The following is a 17,791-nucleotide window of genomic DNA, read 5'->3' as shown; positions in this document are numbered from 1 at the left end:
CTCGCCACTGCACGAACATCTGAAGGCGCGCGGCGCGGTGTTCGGCGAAGTCGCCGGCTGGGAGCGCGCCAACTGGTTCGCCCGTGAGGACCAGGAGCGCGAATACCGCTATTCCTGGAAACGGCAGAACTGGTTCGACAACCAGCGCGACGAACATCTGGCCGTCCGAAACGGCGTCGGCCTGTTCGACATGACCTCGTTCGGCAAGATCCGCCTCGAGGGCCGCGATGCCTGCGCCTTCCTGCAAAAGCTTTGCGCCAACGACATGGACGTGGCGCCGGGCAAGATCGTCTACACCCAGATGCTCAACCAGCGCGGCGGCATCGAGAGCGACCTCACCGTCTCGCGCCTGTCGGAAACCGCCTTCTTCCTCGTCGTGCCCGGCGCGACGCTGCAGCGCGATCTCGCGTGGCTAAAAAAACACCTCTCCGATGAATTCGTCGTGATCACTGATGTGACCGCTGCCGAAGCCGTGCTCTGCCTGATGGGTCCGGATGCGAGGAAGCTGATTCAAAAGCTGAGCCCGAACGATTTCTCCAACGAAACCAACCCATTCGGAACGTTTCAGGAGATAGAAATCGGCATGGGGCTGGCCCGTGCCCATCGTGTGACCTATGTCGGCGAACTCGGCTGGGAGCTTTATGTCTCGACCGATCAGGCAGCTCACGTGTTCGAGGCAATCACGGAGGCCGGCGCCGATGTCGACCTGAAACTCTGCGGCCTGCATACGCTGGATTCCTGCCGCATTGAAAAGGCCTTCCGGCACTTCGGCCACGACATCACCGACGAGGACAATGTGCTGGAGGCAGGCCTTGGATTCGCAGTGAAGACTGCCAAGGGCGATTTTCTTGGCCGCGATGCCGTGCTGAGGAAGAAGGAAACCGGATTGAACCGGCGGCTGGTGCAGTTCCGCCTGAAAGACACGCAACCCTTGCTCTTCCACAACGAAGCGATCCTGCGCGACGGCAAGATTGTCGGCCCGATCACCTCGGGCAATTACGGCCATCATCTCGGCGGCGCCATCGGCCTAGGCTACGTGCCGTGCCAGGGCGAGGGCGAGGCGGACGTGCTGTCGTCGTCCTACGCGATCGAAATCGCAGGCGAGCGCTTCGCCGCGGAAGCCTCGCTGAAGCCGATGTATGATCCGAAGGCGGAGCGGGTGAAGATGTAGCGCGGTCCACTGCTCGACGTTGAATAGCCGAACGGAAGACCTAGGAATTCGGTATGGGCGTGCTTTTTCTCCAAAACGGCTCGTCTTCGTGCGTCGAACTCGAAAGTCGTTACAAATTTATATCTTGTTTGAAAGAGTGGATTGGATGACGCGATCTGAGTTCAACACACAGGCGTTTTTGAAGGCGCTGGATCGAAAGAAGTCGGATAGAAAACTAAACTGGAAGCAAGTCGCTGAACTTTCGGGAGTCAGCGCTTCAACACTGACCCTCATGGCGCAGGGACAAAGGCCAGATGTCGAGAACCTGGCTCGGCTATTCCACTGGTCGGGTTTGAGTGCCGACACATTTATGGGCGCTGGACAGGACACCGCCTTTTTACAGAGCCGTTCAGCCAAATCACCATGGTCATCTGCTCGGACAACTACCTTGCCGACAATGGCCGCAGCACGGTGGTCGACACCATCACTGGCATTTGTGTGCGTCTCCGAGACAAACTCCACCATGGCTAGCGGGAAAAGGATGACCAACAGATAGCGATCACGCCGCCAAAGCTAAGGCGTTCAGATGCGACGTAGGCCCAGCGCCTCTGATTTAGCTGGACGCGGATCATTCCGGTCGACAGCCCGCCGCTCGCGCCGCCATTGTCCGGGCGCCACACCGGTCGCAGCCTTGAAAGCGCGGCTGAGGGCGATGTCAGTGCCATAGCCGGTCTGCGCGGCCGCCGCTGCTATCGAGTGGCCGGCGGCGAGAATAAGTTTAGCGCGGTAAATGCGCCATGTGGCGATGTAGGTCAGCGGCGGCACTCCGACGACCGACTTGAACAGCGCCGCAAAGGTGGAGCGCGACATCCCGGCGTCGCGGGCGAGCTGCTCCAGCGTCCACGGGCGCGCCAGATCGGCATGGATCCGGTGCAGCGTCTGCGCCAGCTGGCGATGGGTCAGCCCTGCAAGCCAGCCCCCGGGCATGTTGCCCTCGGAACCGGCCCAGATTCGGATCGCCTGGATGAACAGCACGTCGAGTAGCCGCCCGACGACATAGGAGCCACCAAGTGATCCCTGCGCTTCTTCCGCCCCGATCTGTTCGAGCACCGAGACCATCCGCCCCGCGTCGGACTCCGGCATCGCGACATGCACGACATCGGGCAGCAGCGCCGACAGAGGCTCGCCCGCGGCGTGGTCGAACGTAAACAAGGTCGAGAAGAATTCGCACGCTTCGCCGTCTCCGCCGAAGGACACCGTCTCGCCGGTCACATGGTCGGCGATCTGCCAGCAGGGCACTGCGACCCGGTCTGGCCTGTCGCCTAATATGCCCACGATCCCCTGCTTGATGATGAGGCAGTCGCCTGCCTGAACGACGACCGGCGGGTGCCCGACTTGAGTGAACCAGCCTTGACCTTTGGACACCACGACCAGTCGGGCCTGACCGCCGCTGTCGAACGACATCGCCCACGGCGCGTGAGCACGCATGCGGACGAAGAGTGAGCTTTCGAGCTGCATGGCGCTGAGGACGGAGTCGAAAGGATGCATTGGCGATCTCGGACGATAGGTTATGAATCACATACTTCACGCAATGGATGATCCGGTCAAGCGCCGCCATATCACTCCCACAAACTGGAGTGACGTATGAAGATCTATCGTTTGCTGAAAGTCGGTTCGATCGATGGCATCGAACTGTTCGATGAGCCCACCCCGCAGCCCGGTCCGGGCGAGGTTCTGGTCAACATCAAGGCGACGTCGCTGAACTTCCGCGATCTTTCGATCGTGCAGGGCTGGTCGCCCTTTCCCCTCGAAGAAGGGCGGGTGCAGTTGTCCGACGCCGCCGGTGTGGTCGAGGCGGTCGGTCCGGGTGTGACCCGCTTGGCGGTCGGCGACCGGGTGACGAACAATTTCATGCCGGGCTGGCATACGGGGCCGTTCCGCGAGTTCGCGCCGCAATATGGCACCCAGCTCGATGGCTGGATGGCGGAGTATCGCACGATCGACCAGAACGAACTGATCGCCATCCCCGACTCGATCAGCTTCGAGGACGCCGCGACGCTGCCTTGCGCGGCGGTCACCGGCTGGAACGCGGTCGCCGGTGTCGGACCGCACCAGCGCGTCCTGACCCAGGGAACCGGCGGCGTGTCGCTATTCGCCCTCCAATTCGCCAAGGCGCGCGGCGCCGAGGTGATCGCGACGACCTCGTCGAACGAGAAGGCGGAAAAGCTGCGCGCTTTGGGCGCCGACCACGTCATCAACTATGCCGAGAACCCCGACTGGGGCGAGCAGGCCAAGGCGCTTACCGGCGGGCGCGGCGTCGACCGCGTGGTCGAGGTTGGCGGTCCCGGCACCTTCGGCCAGTCGCTGAAAGCGGTCGCGCTCAGCGGCCAGGTGTCGATGGTCGGCGTGCTGGCGGAGGGCGAGATGCCCCGCTACCTCGACATGTTCCTCACTTTTGCGCGGTTCCAGACGATCGCGACCGGCAATCGCCAGGACCTGGAGGACGTCATCGCCGCCTTCGCACAGAATGGCATCCGCCCGGTGATCGACAGCCGCTTCGCGTTCGACGACGGCAAGAGCGCGTTCGAGCATTTCGGCAGGCGCAACGTGTTCGGCAAGGTCGTCATCACCAACGAAGCCTGAGATCGGCGCTCCAGTGCCGTGCATGTCGCCCCGGAAGGGGAATTGAAACCGCGCCGGTGCGACGCGCTACATCGCACCTTCTCATTGCAAGGAGCATATGAAATGGCAAAACTGACTGGCAAGGTCGCGGTGATCACCGGCGGCGGAAGCGGCATCGGGCTCGCCTCCGCGAAACTGTTCGCCCAGGAGGGCGCTAAGGTCGTCATTGTCGGCCGCACCAAATCCGCCCTCGATGAAGCAGCCGCCGAAATCGGCGAAAACGCTGTGGCTATCGTCGCGGATGTCTCTGATCTCGATGCGCTTGACGCGCTTTATGCCGAAGTCGGCAAACGCTTTGGCAGGATCGACGTGATCTTCGCCAATGCGGGCGTCAACAATCTCGCGCCCTTCGAAGCGGTGACGCCGGAGGATTTCGACCGTCAGTTCAACTCCAACGTCCGCGGCCTCTTCTTCACCGTGCAGAAGGCGCTGCCGCTGCTCAGTGAAGGGGCGTCGGTGATCCTCAACGCATCGGTCGCGCACCACAAGGGCTCCCCGCTTCACTCGGTCTATGCCGCGACCAAAGCCGCCACGCGGTCCTTCGCGCGCAGTTGGACGACCGACCTCAAGCACCGGAAGATCCGGGTCAACTCACTCAGCCCCGGCCTGGTCGAGACCCCGATCTTCGGGAAGCTTGGCGTGCCGGTCGAGGCCATCAAGGAAGGGCTGCCCGCCATGCTTGCCCTGATGCCGATGGGCCGGGTCGGACGGGTGGAGGAGGCGGCCACCGTCGCGCTGTTCCTGGCGAGCGACGACAGCTCGTTCGTGACCGGCATTGACCTCCCAGTCGATGGCGGCCTTGGACAGGTTTAAGTCTGTGCCTGGCGTACACCGACCCTGGCGGGACGCGCTGCTGCGTTGCTGCGGGAAAACGGCTTTGCGGCGGTCGATGCCGACCGCGGGCTGGATCACGGCGTCTTCGTCGGCTCAAGGTGGCCTTCCCCGATTCCGGTCGTCGCGATGTTCGTGGAGCGCGGGTTCGATCCGGCGATGCATGTCGCCGCCGGCCGCGCGCTGGCGCCGCTGCGTGACGAGGGCGTGCTGATCATGGGATCGGACATGAGAACGGTTCTTCCTGTGCTCCGGAACCATACGGAATGATAGGGTAAGATGTCTGATTTTGACCCACGAAAAAGTCGATGAAATCAATCATTCTGGCAACGTCGTCTGGGCCCACCAACACCTGCAGCCTACTTTCCCAAAGACCAATGATCTTAGTTGCTGTAGGCCGCTCTCGACGTCCGTCTTCTACGGGACGAACGGCAGCTTTGCGCCAAATGTCGGCCGTTGAGGTGATCTTTGCTGTTGCCCGATAGCAGACGTTGCCGGCGACCACCCTGGACATCGTAGTCGCGTCATGAGCGGCCATTCCCTTTTCGATCGCAAACGACCGGAGTCGACCCGTTGCAGACTTCGACAGTGTGTGTGCTGAACGGGTTGTCGTTAGCGGCAGACCGTCGCCACCGATCTTATGGCGGCAAACCTGCTTCCCTTAGCAAGCGGCCAAGCTCCCGAGCCTTCTCAGGATCGCGGTAACACTCGCGGCTGGTGAAGTTGGAGGCCGTTAGAGCTGCCTCGCTGCCGACAGCTTCCCTGACCATCCGGCCGGCTTCGTCGGATCGATCGAGCGCCACGAGCGCGGCCGCCCGATAGAGGCGCGATCGAGTGGTCTGAAACGTGAGTTTGCGAAGGGATTCAATAGCCTCGGCATAGCGGCCCAGCGCATAAAGAGCCACACCCCGTTCCTCGACGCACCACACAGGAAGGAACGGGTCGAGCATCTCGGCTTCGTCGAGCAAGGACAATGAATGCTCTGCTTCGCCCACACAGGTAAAGACCGCGGCGCATCTTGCCTTGATGTAGGCATCCGTCGGGTTCAATTCCATTGCTCTGCGGCTGTGCGCCAGGGCCTCGTCGAAGTTGCCACCCATAAGTTCAAACGCGCCCATGATCCGGTTTGCCTCGGCATCGCAGGGGTCAAGCTCGAGCGCGCGGCAAATGTCCCGTCGACCTTGCTCGGGGTCGAAACCCGGCAGCCCCGACGCTGCGCAGACCCTCCACGCATAGGCGGCCGCGTAGTGCGGATCGGCCTCGATCGCCTTTGAAAGCCAGCCGACGGCCTGGCGAGCATTGTCGTCGGTGACGCCGCCTAGGCGGTGATGATCGAGCCCGCGCAAGAGGCAGTCGAAGGCGGTCATGTTTTCTGGCGGCTTTCGGCGCGCCGCCACCATGGCTGCGTCCTCCATCCGTCCGGATACCGTCGCGGCGATCCTCGCGACGATTCCATCAACCAAAGCGAGAATTTCCTCGAACGGACGCTGGATCTTGTCGCTCCAGACCACCGTCCCCTGGTCGGTTTCCGACAGCGTGAGGCTGATCGAAACCCGCTCTCCGATCTTGCGCAGCTGTCCCTCAAGCACATATCGAACGCCCAGAGCCTCGCCGACCCTCACCGGATCCGGGTGGGAGTCCGCAACCGCGAAGCTCGCACTCCGCGAACTGACCGAAAGACGCCGAAACCGCCCCAGTTCGACAATAAGCTCCTCGGTGAGGCCCTCAGCGAGATAGCGCTGGTTCTCGTCGTCGCCCGACACCCGGAAAGGGAGCACCGCGACCGATGCCGGCCGCCGTTCCGTCGTGATGACCAGTTGCGTCGGCGCCGACTGCAGCCGATGCGCTCCGATCTCGCCGCGGACCCGATAGAGGTGCACCGATTCCGTAATGTTCTTGAACGCCCGCTCGCCCATATCGTCGAATATGAACGCAGAATTGCGGCGGACATGATCGAAGAGCGCACCGCTCACATAGATCGAGTCTGGTTCGGCTGCCGCCTGTATGCGCGCCGCGAGGTTGACGCCGTCTCCGACCAGATCATCGCCCTGCACCACGACATCCGCGATATGGAGACCAAACCGCATCCTGAAAGGTTCGGTGTCGGGCTCTTGCGCGCCTGCAAGCGCGCTGCGGATCTCGAATGCACTGCGCACGGCGTTTACGGCGCTCGGAAATTCGGCGAGGGTCCCGTCACCCGTCGTCTTGAAAACCCGGCCGTCGAGCAGATCGACCTTTTCCGAAATGAGGGCCTGACAGCTAGCCAAGCGTTCCGCGGTTTGCTCCTCGGCTCGCTCCATCATTCCGGAATAGCCGACGATATCGCCTACCATCAGGGCGGCCATTCTGCGCTTCATGGGCGAAGCTCCTTCAGGGGGCGACCAATCGTCGGTATCATCACCCCTCTGGGAGTGTAGCGCATTGCAAAGCCGGCCGCATCGGGAAACGCGCCCTGCGAACGTCTCAAGGAGATCGCCAAACCTTTAAACGCTGAGACGATGGGCGTTTGTGTGAAGCCGGGTTCGCACCCTTTCGCGACCTTCAGGCGGAACGAGGCGATGACCGGAATGGGTCAGTTTACGTCGATGCACACAGCCCGACTGAAGGTCCGCTTCTGACATTCCGAGCCTCTAAGCCGCAAGTCCGCCAACGGCCCATTGAAGTCATTCGACAACTGTCGGCGATTGAACACGTTTGGCGCGAAGCAGACATAGTTTAGATGGCGCGGCCTCAGATGAGATCCATCTGCAAAATCGCGAGTGGTTTGGAATGTGCCGGAAACAGCCGACCTGGGCTGGCGAGTGAAATGGCAGCAATAGCGTTTCGCCGTTTAATAGTTATGCGTCTGCCAGCTCCATCGAGCGGCCTAGATGCTTTTCCTTTTTTTTTCTGTGGGGATATCTGTGGGGCAGGCAGTCTTAGGGTTGCCTAACCCATTGTTTTTTCTGGTCGGAGTGGCAGGATTTGAACCTGCGACCCCATCGTCCCGAACGATGTGCGCTACCAGGCTGCGCTACACTCCGTGACCAGACCGCGGGCTTATAGCCGCCGCACTTCGTTCCTGCAAGCGCCAATGGCAACGCTTCTGTCGCATTTCTTCCGCTTTCGCCTTAACCTCATACGGGTTTCAGTTCCCTGCGGGATAAACACCGCTTAAGGGCTCGTGTTATAGGCATGGCCACCTGCGTTAAAACCACTCTGAATCCAGCCGCTTGGAGTTACTGTCTTGTCCCTGAAGATCGTTAGCGAAGCCCTTCCCAACACCTTCGAGTTTGAAACCTCGGCGCTGATCAAGGCGTCCGGCTTTCGTGAGTATGATGCGCGCTGGTGGTTCGGCCATCCTGGATCTGCGAAGCCGCCTGAGCTCAACCTGATCGGTGTCCAGGCGCTCGGCATGGGGCTCGGCACGCTGATCCGGCGCCTGGGCGCCGGGCCGGATATCGTGACCGGTCATGATTTCCGCTCCTATTCGCTGGCGATCAAGCTGGCGCTGGTTTCCGGGCTGATGGCCGCCGGCGCGCGGGTTAGGGATATCGGGCTGGCGCTGTCACCGATGGCCTATTTCGCCCAGTTCGCGCTCGACACGCCGTCCGTCGCCATGGTCACCGCCTCGCACAACGAAAACGGCTGGAGCGGCGTCAAGATGGGGGCGGCGCGTCCGCTGACCTTCGGCCCGGAGGAAATGAGCGCATTGAAGACGATCGTGCTTGCCGGCGACTTCGATCTTATCGGCGGCGGCTCCTATGACTTCGTTGCGGATTTCCGCAAAACCTATCTCGACGACCTGACCCGGGACAAGCGCATATCGAGAAAGCTCAAGGTGGTCGCCGCCTGCGGCAACGGCACCGCCGGCGCCTTTGCACCTGAAGCGCTGGAGCGGATCGGGTGCGAGGTGATCCCGCTGGACGTCGAGCTCGATCATACGTTTCCGAATTACAATCCCAATCCCGAAGACATGAAGATGCTGCACGCGATCCGCGACAAGGTGCTGGAGACGGGAGCCGACGTCGGGCTCGGCTTCGACGGCGATGGTGACCGCTGCGGCGTGGTCGACAATGAAGGCAACGAGATCTTCGCCGACAAGGTCGGCGTCATGCTTGCGCGCGATATCGCGCGACTGCATCCCGGCTCGACTTTCGTCGTTGACGTCAAGTCGACCGGATTGTTCAACACCGACGCCGCGTTGCGCGCCGATGGCGCCATCACCGACTATTGGAAGACCGGCCATTCCTACATAAAACGGCGCGTGGCCGAGCTTGGCGCCATCGCCGGTTTCGAGAAATCCGGTCACTTCTTCTTCAATCCGCCGATAGGGCGCGGCTATGACGATGGTCTCATCACAGCTATCGCCATCTGTCAGATGCTGGATCGCAGCCCGACCAGCAGCATGGCCGATCTCTATCGCGACCTGCCGCTGACCTTCGGCACGCCGACCATGTCGCCGCACTGCGCCGACGAGCTGAAATACGGCGTGGTCGAGCGGGTCGTTTCCGATTTTCAGGCAATGAAGCAGGACGGCACGGTCTTCGCCGGCCAGAAGATCGCCGATCTGATAACCGTCAATGGCGTGCGCGTCGTGGCCGAGGACGGCACCTGGGGCCTGGTGCGGGCGTCGTCGAACAAGCCGGAGCTTGTCGTCGTGGTGGAGAGCCCGGTGTCATCCGAGCGGCGCCGGCAGATGTTCGAAGCCGTCGATGCGGTGCTGCGCCGCAGCCCTGAAGTCGGCGCCTATAACCAGACTTTTTAGGTTTTCTCATTTCATCGCGGCGTGAGAAGGCCACGGTGGGGGAGCGGACCAAATTTTCCCAACAGCTGGTCCGCTCCCAAGTTTTCATCGGCCGATCATGTCTACAGGAACTCAGGCAGCGGAATAAGCCCGCTCAAGGGCACGCCAGTCGAACTCCCGCGCCCAGTCGGCAAAACTGTGCCAGCGGACCTCCGGGAAATCTCGGTGTAAAGCCGCGATATCGACGTCATAGCCGACGCGGTCGAACCACTCGAACATCAGCGCCGTATCTTCGCTTTGTTGGCGGGCCACCGCGATTGGAATTGCCTGATAGTTGATCGGGCGGCCGATGGACTGCGAAAGGATCTTGGCCTGGTCTTCGCCGGACAACTCGTCTCCCGCAATATCGAAGCGCTTGCCGAACACGCGCTCGCGTCGCTCGACCAGGGCGGCAACGAAGGCGCCGATGTCGGCAAGTGCGACCAGCTGGAGGACACGTTTGGCGGGCATTGCAAAGGCATGCGTGCCCTGGCTGAGCGCGCCGATCGACCACGGCGCGACGAAATTCTCCATGAAGGCAACCGGGGCGCTGATCGTATAGGGAATGCCGAGCCGTTCGACATGCTGCTCGACGAGATATTTGCTTTCGAAATGCGGGATGCCGGTTTTCTTGTTGGCATCGGCAACGGACGAATAGATCAGATGCCCGACGCCTGCAGCCTTGGCTGCATCGGCGGCTAGAATCCCCTGGCGGGTCTCCTCTTCCATCCCGGCTTCGTAGCTGTTGCCCATCAAGAACATGGTGTCGACGTCTTTGACTGCCTTCACAACGGAGGCCGTGTCGCCGAGATCGCCGGCCACGATCTCGGCGCCTACCGACGCCAGCTGCCGTGCGCCATCGCTGTCCGGCTTGCGGGTCAGTGCCTTGACGCGATGTCCACCACTCGACAGCAAAGCACGCGCAACTGCGCCGCCTTGCTGGCCTGTGGCGCCGGTCACCAGAACGTTTCGTTTGGTGGTCATCTTGTTCGCTCCTTTTCCGTTCGCTGGAGCAAAATTAGGACCTATCGCATTGATGCATAACCACCTATAATTGGAAAACTTTGTCCCAACAATGGATACAATGCTCGACCTCAACGACATCGTGGTGTTCGCTCGCGTCGTCGAAGCTGGCAGCTTCACCGCCGCCGCGCGCCTGCTCGCCATGCCCAAGACGACGGTCAGCCGCCGCATTGCCGCGCTCGAGCGCGAGGTCGGGGTCCGCCTGTTGCAGCGCACGACACGCAGCCTCAATATGACGGACGCTGGACGCCTCTATTACGAGCAGAGCAGCCAGGCGCTGCGGACGATCGAGGAAGCAAATTTGCGCCTCGCGGAAGCAAGAGCTGAGCCATCGGGCACGATCCGCGTTTCGGCTCCTGTCGGCTTCGGCGGCTATTTCCTCACCCAGGCGGTGGTCGACTTTCTTGCGATGTATCCAAAAACCAAGGTCGAGCTCCGCCTGACCGACGACAAGCTCAACCTGGTTGAGGATGGTATAGATCTCGCCTTCCGAACCGGCATCCTTCAGGATTCGACGCTGATCGCCCGCAAACTCGGTTCCACGCACAGGCTGCTCTGCGCCAGCCCGGACTATCTCGCAAGGCACGGGATGCCGGAACGCCTGGCGGATCTCGCGCACCACCAGTGCGTCATCGCAGGCCCTTCGACCTCGGGCACCCATTGGGTGCTGGACGGGCCACACGGTCAGGAAACGGTCACGGTGGCCGGGCGCTTCGCCGCGAATGAAATGCAGGCGGTCGTTGCGGCCACGCTCGCAGGCTTCGGCATCGCCCAATTGCCGCACAGCATCGCCGAGCCCCTCATCAATGGGGGGCGGCTGAGCCGCGTTCTCCGGGACTACACGACTCCGGTCGGCGGGCTGCATGTCCTATATCCGAGCAGCCGGCATCTTTCGCCCCTCGTCAAGGAATTCATCGAGCTCGCATCCGACCGGATTTCCAGTCGGGCAAATACAGCGACTGACCAGCAGTAGCCGCGAGCCTCAATAGGGGCTCGCCACATCCCCGGTCTCGACATAGACCGACTTCAGCTGCGAATAGAGCGCCAGCGCCGCCAGCGAATTTTCGCGGCCGATACCGGACTGCTTGAAGCCGCCGAACGGAATTTCGACCGGCGTCAGATTATAGGCGTTGATCCAGCAGGTGCCGGCCTGCAGCTCGGCGATGACGCGGTGGGCGCGGGGCAAGTCGCGCGTGAACACGCCGGCGGCAAGGCCGAATTCGGTATCGTTGGCGCGGTCGATCACCTCGTCCTCACCGTCGAATTTCAGCACGCTCATGACAGGCCCGAAAATCTCCTCGCGCGCGATGCGCATGGCGTCGGTGACATGGGTGAAGACCGTCGGCTCGATGAAGAAGCCGTTCTGGAAACCCTGCAGCGAAGGCACATTGCCGCCGCAGGCGAGGACAGCGCCATCCTGCTTGCCAGCCTCGATATAGCCGATGACCTTCTCGTGCTGCGCCTTGGAGACCAGCGGCCCCATCTGAGTTTCCTGGTCGAGCGGATCGCCGATGCGGATCTTCTTCGTCCGCTCGGTCAGGCGTTCGACGAAACGGTCGTGGATGCCCTTCTGCACGAACACCCGCGTGCCGTTGGAGCAGATTTGGCCGGTCGAATAGAAATTGCCGAGCATGGCGCCGCCGATGGCGTTTTCGAGATCGGCGTCGTCGAAGACGATCAGCGGCGACTTGCCGCCAAGCTCCATGGTTGCATGCTTCATCTTCGAGCCGGCGAGCGACAGCACCTTGCGGCCGGTCGGCACCGATCCGGTCACCGAGACCTTGGCGACGAGATCGTGGCCGACGAGGCCGGCGCCGACATCGCCATAGCCTTGCACGACGTTGAACAGCCCGTCGGGCAGGCCGGCTTCTGTATAGATTTCGGCCAGCGCCAGAGCCGACAGCGGCGTGTTCTCCGACGGCTTGAACACCATGGCGTTGCCCATGGCGAGCGCCGGTGCCGATTTCCAGCCGGCGATCTGGATCGGATAGTTCCAGGCGCCGATGCCGACGCAGACGCCGAGCGCCTCGCGCCTTGTATAGGCGAAGGGTCCGCCGAGATCGATGGACTCGCCATTATAGGCAGCGACCACGCCGCCGAAATATTCAAGGCAGTCGGCTGCCGATGGCGCGTCCGCCACCAGCGTCTCCTGGATCGCCTTGCCGGTATCCAGCGTCTCGACGCGCGCCAGGTCGGCGTTGCGCGCGCGCAATATGTCGGCGGCGCGGCGCAGGATGCGTCCGCGCTCGACCGGCTTCAGCCGCGCCCAGGCCGGTTGTGCTGCACGCGCTGCTTCGATCGCCAGTTCCAGCACATTCAGCGTCGCCGAACGCAGCATCGCGATGGTCTCGCCGGTTGCCGGATAGATCACCGGCAGCGGCGCACCCTGCTCGTCGTCGATGTAGCGTCCGTTGACATAGTGCGATGCCTTTGGCTGGGCGCGCATGGGAGCTTCTCCAAATTGTCTTTCTCCGGGACCGGCGGGCGGACAGTCCGTCAGATCATGGCTTATCTGTCCGATGCCTGCCAGCGCGGATTGATCCATGGCTCCTGGTTGGACGGCGCCAGCGGCGTGCGGCCGAGAATGTGGTCGGCGGCCTTCTCGCCGGTCATGATCGACGGCGCGTTGAGATTGCCGTTGGTGACGCGCGGGAAGATCGAGGAATCGGCGACCCGCAGCCCTTCGACACCGATGACACGGCATTCCGGATCGACGACGCTCATCGGATCATCGGTACGGCCCATCTTGCAGGTTCCGCAAGGGTGGTAGGCGCTTTCGGCGTGATCGCGAATGAAGGCATCGAGATCGTCGTCCGACTGGACGTGCGAGCCCGGCGAGATCTCCCTGCCGCGATAAGGATCGAATGCCGACTGGCCGAAGATCTCGCGCGTCAGCCGTATGCAGTGGCGGAACTCGGTCCAGTCGTCCGGATGCGACATGTAGTTGAAGCGGATCACCGGCTTCGATCTCGGATCGGGCGAGCGTAGCATGACAGAACCGCGCGACTTCGATCGCATCGGCCCGACATGCGCCTGGAAACCATGCGCTTTCGCCGCCGCCCTGCCGTCATAGCGGACCGCCGCCGGGATGAAATGATACTGGATGTCGGGATAGTCGACGCCGGCGCGCGAGCGCACGAAGGCGGCCGCCTCGAAATGGTTGGTTGCGCCAAGACCCGACTTGAAGAACAGCCATTGCGCGCCGATCAGTGCCTTCGACAACGGGTTCAGCACCGAATTCAGCGTGATCGGCTGGGTGGATTCCTGCTGGATATAGAGCTCCATATGGTCCTGCAGGTTGCGGCCGACGCCGGGCCGGTCGGCGATCACCGGAATGCCGTATTCCCTGAGATGTTGGGCCGGGCCGATGCCGGACAGCATCAGGATCTTGGGCGAATTGATCGAGGACGCGGCAACGATCACTTCACGTCGCGCCTTGATCACCTGAATCCGTCTGCGCACTTCGATCTCGACGCCGGTGGCGCGTTGATTCTCGATGATCACCCGTCGGGCGAAGCCCTTGACCAGGCTTACATTTTTCCGCCTCAGCGCCGGCCTGAGATAGGCGCTCGCCGCCGACCAGCGGCGGCCGCCGCGAATGGTCTGTTCCATCGGCCCAAAGCCTTCCTGCTTCGCGCCGTTGTAGTCGTCGGTCAGTTCAAAGCCGGCCTGACGGCCTGCCTCGACAAAGGCGCCGTAGAGCGGGTTGGTCCTCGAGCCCCGCTGCACGGTCAGCGGGCCGCCGTGGCCGCGCCAGCCATTCTCGCCGCCGTTGGCGTCCTCCATGCGCTTGAAGTAGGGGAGCACGTCGGCAAACCCCCAGCCGGCCGCGCCCTGTTCGGCCCAATGGTCGAAATCGCGAGCATGGCCGCGCACATAGACCATGCCGTTGATCGAGGACGAGCCGCCGATGACCTTGCCGCGCGGCGTCGCCAGCACGCGACCGCCGAGATGCGGTTCCGGCTCGCTGGCAAAACCCCAGTCATAGAGGCTCATGTTGAGCGGGATCGACAGCGCCGACGGCATCTGGATCAGCGGCCCGATATCGCTGCCGCCAAATTCGATGACGATCACCGAATATTTGCCATCCTCCGACAGCCGGTAGGCCATGGCCGAGCCGGCCGAGCCGGCGCCGATGATGACGAAATCCGCCTCAAGCATGGTTCATATGCGCCCATCGTTCATATGCGTCATGAAATCGGTGAGCGAGACATTGCCGCCGGTTGCCACCACGAGCACACTCTTGCTGCTCACGTCCACCTTGCCGCCGAGCAACGCCGCCAGCGATGCAGCGCCCGAGGGTTCCAGCACCAGCTTCATCCGCTCGAAGGCGATGCGCATCGCGCGGCGCACCGATTGATCGTCGACGGTGATGCCGCGAACGCCCGCGGTTCTGACCGCCGCGAATGGCGCGTCGCCGGGCTTGCGCGCCATCAGCCCGTCGCATATCGATTTCGGCCCGATCGGCATGGTTTCGATGACGCCATGCGCGAGCGACGAGCCCATGCCGTTGAAACCTTCCGGCTCGACGCCGATGATCTCGGTCGCCGGCGACAGATAGTGGAAAGCCAGCGAAACGCCGCCGATCAGCCCGCCGCCGCCGACCGAACAGAACAGAAGATCGGCGCTGGCATCCCTGGCATCGAGTTGCTCGAGTGCCTCCAGCCCCACACCAGCCTGGCCAGCGACGATCTCCGGATCGTCGAACGGATGCAGCAGCGCCAGCCCCTCGGTCTCGGCGATCTCGCGCGCCGTGGCGGCGGCAACCTCCTCACGCGCGCGCTCGCCATGGTCGGTCAGCACCACGCGCGCGCCATATCCGGTCGTTGCGTCGCGCTTGGCGGCCGGCGCGTCGATCGGCATGACGATGGTCACCGGAATGCCCAGCGCCTGGCCGGCGGCGGCCAACCCTTGCGCGAAATTGCCGGAGGAATAGGCGACGACGCCCTTCCTGGCTTCATCGGACGAAAGCCGCTTCAGCCGCCAGTAGGCGCCGCGCACCTTGAAGGAACCCGCCCATTGCAGCGACTCCGGCTTGACGAAGACACGAGCTGCACCGGTCTCTCTGGCCAAGGCCGCTGACTCCAGCAGCGGCGTGATCTGCGTAGCCTTGGCGGTGACGGCATACGCCTGTTTGAGGTGATCGAGGGAGGGGACAAGGGTTGTCATCATTCGCCTCGCGGATACCTTTTGCTCTCTTCGAGATTGTCGAGGTTCATGTGATTGCGCATGTAGCGCTCCGATGCCTTTTGCAGCGGCTGGAAATCCCAGGGGTAGTAGGCGCCATTGCGCAGCGCCGGATAGACGACCCAGCGGCGCGCCTGGCTTTCGCGCACGGCGGCGTCGAAGCCGGTCATGTCCCAGCGCGCCCGAACCTTGTCCATGAACGTCGCCACCAGGTCCGCATTGACCGGGTCGTCGGCCAAATTGTCTCGCTCGAGCGGATCGGCTTCGAGATCGAACAGCTGCGGCGGGTCAAGCTCGCAATGGACGAACTTGTATCTGCCGTCGCGGATCGCCACCAAGGGCGCGCAGGAGCCTTCCGCTGCATACTCCATCAACACAGGCGCGGTGCGCTGCCTGCCCTCTGTAAGCGGCAGCAGCGACTGGCCGTCGGTCCATGGCGCGATCGCCCCGATATCGATGCCGGCGAGGTCGCAAAGCGTCGGCGTGACGTCGAGATTGGAGACCGGCGCATCGATCAGCCCGGCTGGTATGCCCTTGCCGGCGATCATCAGCGGCACCCGCACCGAGCCTTCGAAGAAGCTCATCTTGAACCACAGGCCGCGTTCGCCGAGCATGTCGCCGTGGTCCGAGCAGAACAGGATGACGGTATCGTCGAGCATGCGTGTTCGGCTGAGAACGTCCAGAAGCTCGCCGAGCTTGTCGTCGACATAGGAGATGTTGGCGAAATAGCCGCGCCGCGAACGTCGCACCTGCTCAGGGGTGATCTCGAACGAGGGATAGTCGCTTGCGCGGTACAGCCGCTGCGAATGCACATCCTGCTCGTCATGCGCGATGAACCCTGTTTCTGGGTCGAGCGCCTGGCAGTTTTCGTAGAGATCCCAATACTGCTTGCGCGCGACATAGGGATCGTGCGGGTGCGACAGCGAAACGGTGAGGCACCAGGGCCGATGGTTCGCATCATCTTGTTCGCGCGAAAGCTGATAGAGTTTCTGCGTGGACAGGAACACCACCTCGTCGTCATACTCCATCTGGTTGGTGATCTCGGCGACGCCGGCGCCGGCAACCGAGCCGAGATTATGATACCACCAGTCGATCCGCTCGCCGGGCTTACGGTAATCCGGCGTCCAGCCGAAATCGGCGGGATAGATGTCAGTGGTCAGCCGCTCCTCGAAACCGTGCAACTGGTCCGGCCCGACGAAATGCATCTTCCCGGACAGGCAGGTGTAGTAGCCGGCGGCGCGCAGATGATGAGCGAAGGTCGGGATCGACGAGACGAATTCGGCGGCGTTATCGTAGACCCCGGTGCGCGACGGCAACTGGCCGCTCATGAACGAGGCGCGGCCCGGCGCGCAGAGCGGCGAGGCGGTGTAATTGTTTTTTAAGCGCGCCGAACGAGCGGCCAGCGCCTTCAGATGCGGCGCATGCAGGAAGTCCGCCGGTCCGTCCGGGAACAATGTGCCGTTGAGCTGATCGACCATGACGATCAGGAAATTGGGTCGCTTGGACGTCACTGCGCGCTCCGGCGGCTGAGTTTCGTTTCGAGGTAATCCTCGATCAGTGCGATCGCGGTCGCGGCATTGGGCACGCCGTCCTTCAGCGCGCGCCTGATGTAGAGCCCGTCGATCAGCGCCGCTGTCGCCTCGGCGACCCGGTCGGCTTCGCTTCTCGGCAGGATGCCGGTCAGCCCGCTCAACAGATTGGAATGCAGCCGTCGCGCATAGACCTTGAGCAGCCGGCGCAGTGCCGACGATTTCTGCGCCTCGACATAGAAGGCCAGCCAGGCGGCGATCGTTTCCGGCTGGAACTGGACTTCGGAGAAATTGACGGCGACCACGGCTGAAACGCGCTGGCGTGCCGTGCTGGCCGATCGAAGCGCGCGCCGCATGTCGGCGGTCAGCTCGGCCAGGATGTGCCGCATCGTCGCCAGCAAAAGTTCGTCCTTGGCGCCGAAATAGTGATGGGCAAGCGCCGAGGACACGCCGGCGCGCCCGGCGATTTCCGACATCGTCACATCAAGCGAACCGCGCTCGCCGATCGCCGAGATCGTCGCGTCGATCAGCGCCCTGCGGCGCAACGGCTCCATTCCGACTTTCGGCATTCTTGCTCCGGCCTGTTGCGACGAGATTATTTTTTATTGACGGATCAATCAACAA

The 17,791-nt window shown here is 62.6% G+C and carries 14 protein-coding genes, 1 tRNA gene and 1 pseudogene; 6 read left to right on the top strand and 10 right to left on the bottom strand.

Annotated elements, in window-relative coordinates:
- Positions 1-1,171 (top strand): aminomethyl transferase family protein (locus tag AC0L3I_RS30645; protein WP_473529391.1); only part of this gene is annotated, 1,171 nt, incomplete at its 5' end.
- A 561-nt stretch (positions 1,172-1,732) separates the two neighbouring features.
- Here AC0L3I_RS30645 and AC0L3I_RS30640 read toward each other — a convergent pair.
- The gene (locus AC0L3I_RS30640) at positions 1,733-2,698 is read right to left on the bottom strand and encodes a cupin domain-containing protein (protein ID WP_473529390.1); all 966 of its coding nucleotides are present in this window, start codon (positions 2,696-2,698) and stop codon (positions 1,733-1,735) included.
- Positions 2,699-2,794: 96 nt separating this feature from the next.
- Between AC0L3I_RS30640 and AC0L3I_RS30635 the strand changes: the two genes are divergently transcribed.
- From AC0L3I_RS30635 to AC0L3I_RS30625, 3 genes are all read left to right on the top strand, one after another.
- Positions 2,795-3,793, top strand: coding sequence for a zinc-dependent alcohol dehydrogenase family protein (locus tag AC0L3I_RS30635; protein ID WP_473529389.1), 999 nt, complete (start codon positions 2,795-2,797; stop codon positions 3,791-3,793).
- A gap of 102 nt (positions 3,794-3,895) precedes the next feature.
- Positions 3,896-4,645, top strand: coding sequence for an SDR family oxidoreductase (locus AC0L3I_RS30630; protein WP_473529388.1), 750 nt, complete (start codon positions 3,896-3,898; stop codon positions 4,643-4,645).
- Between the two features lie 45 nt (positions 4,646-4,690).
- Complete coding sequence (locus AC0L3I_RS30625; RefSeq protein ID WP_473529387.1) at positions 4,691-4,933, top strand: hypothetical protein; 243 nt, start codon at positions 4,691-4,693, stop codon at positions 4,931-4,933.
- A gap of 368 nt (positions 4,934-5,301) precedes the next feature.
- Here the strand turns inward: AC0L3I_RS30625 and AC0L3I_RS30620 are convergent, their stop codons facing one another.
- The 3 genes and pseudogenes from AC0L3I_RS30620 to AC0L3I_RS30610 all read right to left on the bottom strand — a co-directional run bounded on the left by AC0L3I_RS30620 (position 5,302) and on the right by AC0L3I_RS30610 (position 7,686).
- Positions 5,302-6,426, bottom strand: coding sequence for a tetratricopeptide repeat protein (locus AC0L3I_RS30620; RefSeq protein ID WP_473529396.1), 1,125 nt, complete (start codon positions 6,424-6,426; stop codon positions 5,302-5,304).
- Positions 6,427-6,618: 192 nt separating this feature from the next.
- A pseudogene (locus AC0L3I_RS30615) lies at positions 6,619-6,963 on the bottom strand (adenylate/guanylate cyclase domain-containing protein); the annotation flags it as partial.
- 646 nt (positions 6,964-7,609) lie between these two features.
- A tRNA-Pro gene (locus tag AC0L3I_RS30610) sits at positions 7,610-7,686 on the bottom strand.
- Positions 7,687-7,889: 203 nt separating this feature from the next.
- Here AC0L3I_RS30610 and AC0L3I_RS30605 point away from each other — a divergent pair.
- Positions 7,890-9,410 (top strand): phosphomannomutase/phosphoglucomutase, encoded by a 1,521-nt coding sequence (locus tag AC0L3I_RS30605; protein ID WP_473488782.1) that lies wholly within the window; start codon positions 7,890-7,892, stop codon positions 9,408-9,410.
- A 111-nt stretch (positions 9,411-9,521) separates the two neighbouring features.
- Here AC0L3I_RS30605 and AC0L3I_RS30600 read toward each other — a convergent pair whose 3' ends face one another.
- Positions 9,522-10,412 carry an NmrA/HSCARG family protein gene (locus AC0L3I_RS30600; RefSeq protein WP_473529386.1) on the bottom strand — a complete coding sequence of 297 codons (891 nt, stop codon included), beginning with the start codon at positions 10,410-10,412 and terminating at the stop codon, positions 9,522-9,524.
- 100 nt (positions 10,413-10,512) lie between these two features.
- On the opposite strand from AC0L3I_RS30600, the gene AC0L3I_RS30595 reads away from it, so the two are divergent.
- Positions 10,513-11,424, top strand: coding sequence for a LysR family transcriptional regulator (locus tag AC0L3I_RS30595; RefSeq protein WP_473529395.1), 912 nt, complete (start codon positions 10,513-10,515; stop codon positions 11,422-11,424).
- 9 nt (positions 11,425-11,433) lie between these two features.
- On the opposite strand, the gene betB is transcribed toward AC0L3I_RS30595, so the two are convergent.
- The 5 genes from betB to betI form a co-directional block, all read right to left on the bottom strand.
- Complete coding sequence (gene betB, locus AC0L3I_RS30590) at positions 11,434-12,897, bottom strand: betaine-aldehyde dehydrogenase (RefSeq protein WP_473529385.1); 1,464 nt, start codon at positions 12,895-12,897, stop codon at positions 11,434-11,436.
- 62 nt (positions 12,898-12,959) lie between these two features.
- Positions 12,960-14,612, bottom strand: coding sequence for a choline dehydrogenase (gene betA / locus AC0L3I_RS30585; RefSeq protein WP_473529384.1), 1,653 nt, complete (start codon positions 14,610-14,612; stop codon positions 12,960-12,962).
- Between the two features lie 3 nt (positions 14,613-14,615).
- Entirely contained in the window at positions 14,616-15,623 is a 1,008-nt protein-coding gene (locus AC0L3I_RS30580) for a threonine/serine dehydratase (protein ID WP_473529383.1), read from the bottom strand.
- Positions 15,620-17,149, bottom strand: a complete 1,530-nt coding sequence (gene betC, locus AC0L3I_RS30575) for a choline-sulfatase (RefSeq protein ID WP_473529382.1) — start codon at positions 17,147-17,149, stop codon at positions 15,620-15,622. The genes AC0L3I_RS30580 and betC overlap by 4 nt, the downstream gene beginning before the upstream one ends.
- Entirely contained in the window at positions 17,146-17,736 is a 591-nt protein-coding gene (gene betI / locus AC0L3I_RS30570) for a choline-binding transcriptional repressor BetI (protein ID WP_473529381.1), read from the bottom strand. Before betI ends, betC begins: the two co-directional genes overlap by 4 nt.
- Positions 17,737-17,791: the final 55 nt, after the last annotated feature.

Source organism: Mesorhizobium sp. WSM4840, assembly GCF_055811755.1.
The sequence above is the reverse complement of the archived record's forward strand: the minus strand, read 5'-3'. Positions and strand labels throughout refer to the sequence as shown.

Coding starts and splice junctions, on each gene's coding strand:
- AC0L3I_RS30630 (WP_473529388.1), top strand. CDS start 3,896: ATGGCAAAACTGACTGGCAAGGTCGCGGTGATCACCGGCGGCGGAAGC.
- AC0L3I_RS30580 (WP_473529383.1), bottom strand. CDS start 15,623: ATGATGACAACCCTTGTCCCCTCCCTCGATCACCTCAAACAGGCGTAT.
- AC0L3I_RS30635 (WP_473529389.1), top strand. CDS start 2,795: ATGAAGATCTATCGTTTGCTGAAAGTCGGTTCGATCGATGGCATCGAA.
- betA (WP_473529384.1), bottom strand. CDS start 14,612: ATGCTTGAGGCGGATTTCGTCATCATCGGCGCCGGCTCGGCCGGCTCG.
- betB (WP_473529385.1), bottom strand. CDS start 12,897: ATGCGCGCCCAGCCAAAGGCATCGCACTATGTCAACGGACGCTACATC.
- AC0L3I_RS30595 (WP_473529395.1), top strand. CDS start 10,513: ATGCTCGACCTCAACGACATCGTGGTGTTCGCTCGCGTCGTCGAAGCT.
- betI (WP_473529381.1), bottom strand. CDS start 17,736: ATGCCGAAAGTCGGAATGGAGCCGTTGCGCCGCAGGGCGCTGATCGAC.
- AC0L3I_RS30640 (WP_473529390.1), bottom strand. CDS start 2,698: ATGCATCCTTTCGACTCCGTCCTCAGCGCCATGCAGCTCGAAAGCTCA.
- AC0L3I_RS30600 (WP_473529386.1), bottom strand. CDS start 10,412: ATGACCACCAAACGAAACGTTCTGGTGACCGGCGCCACAGGCCAGCAA.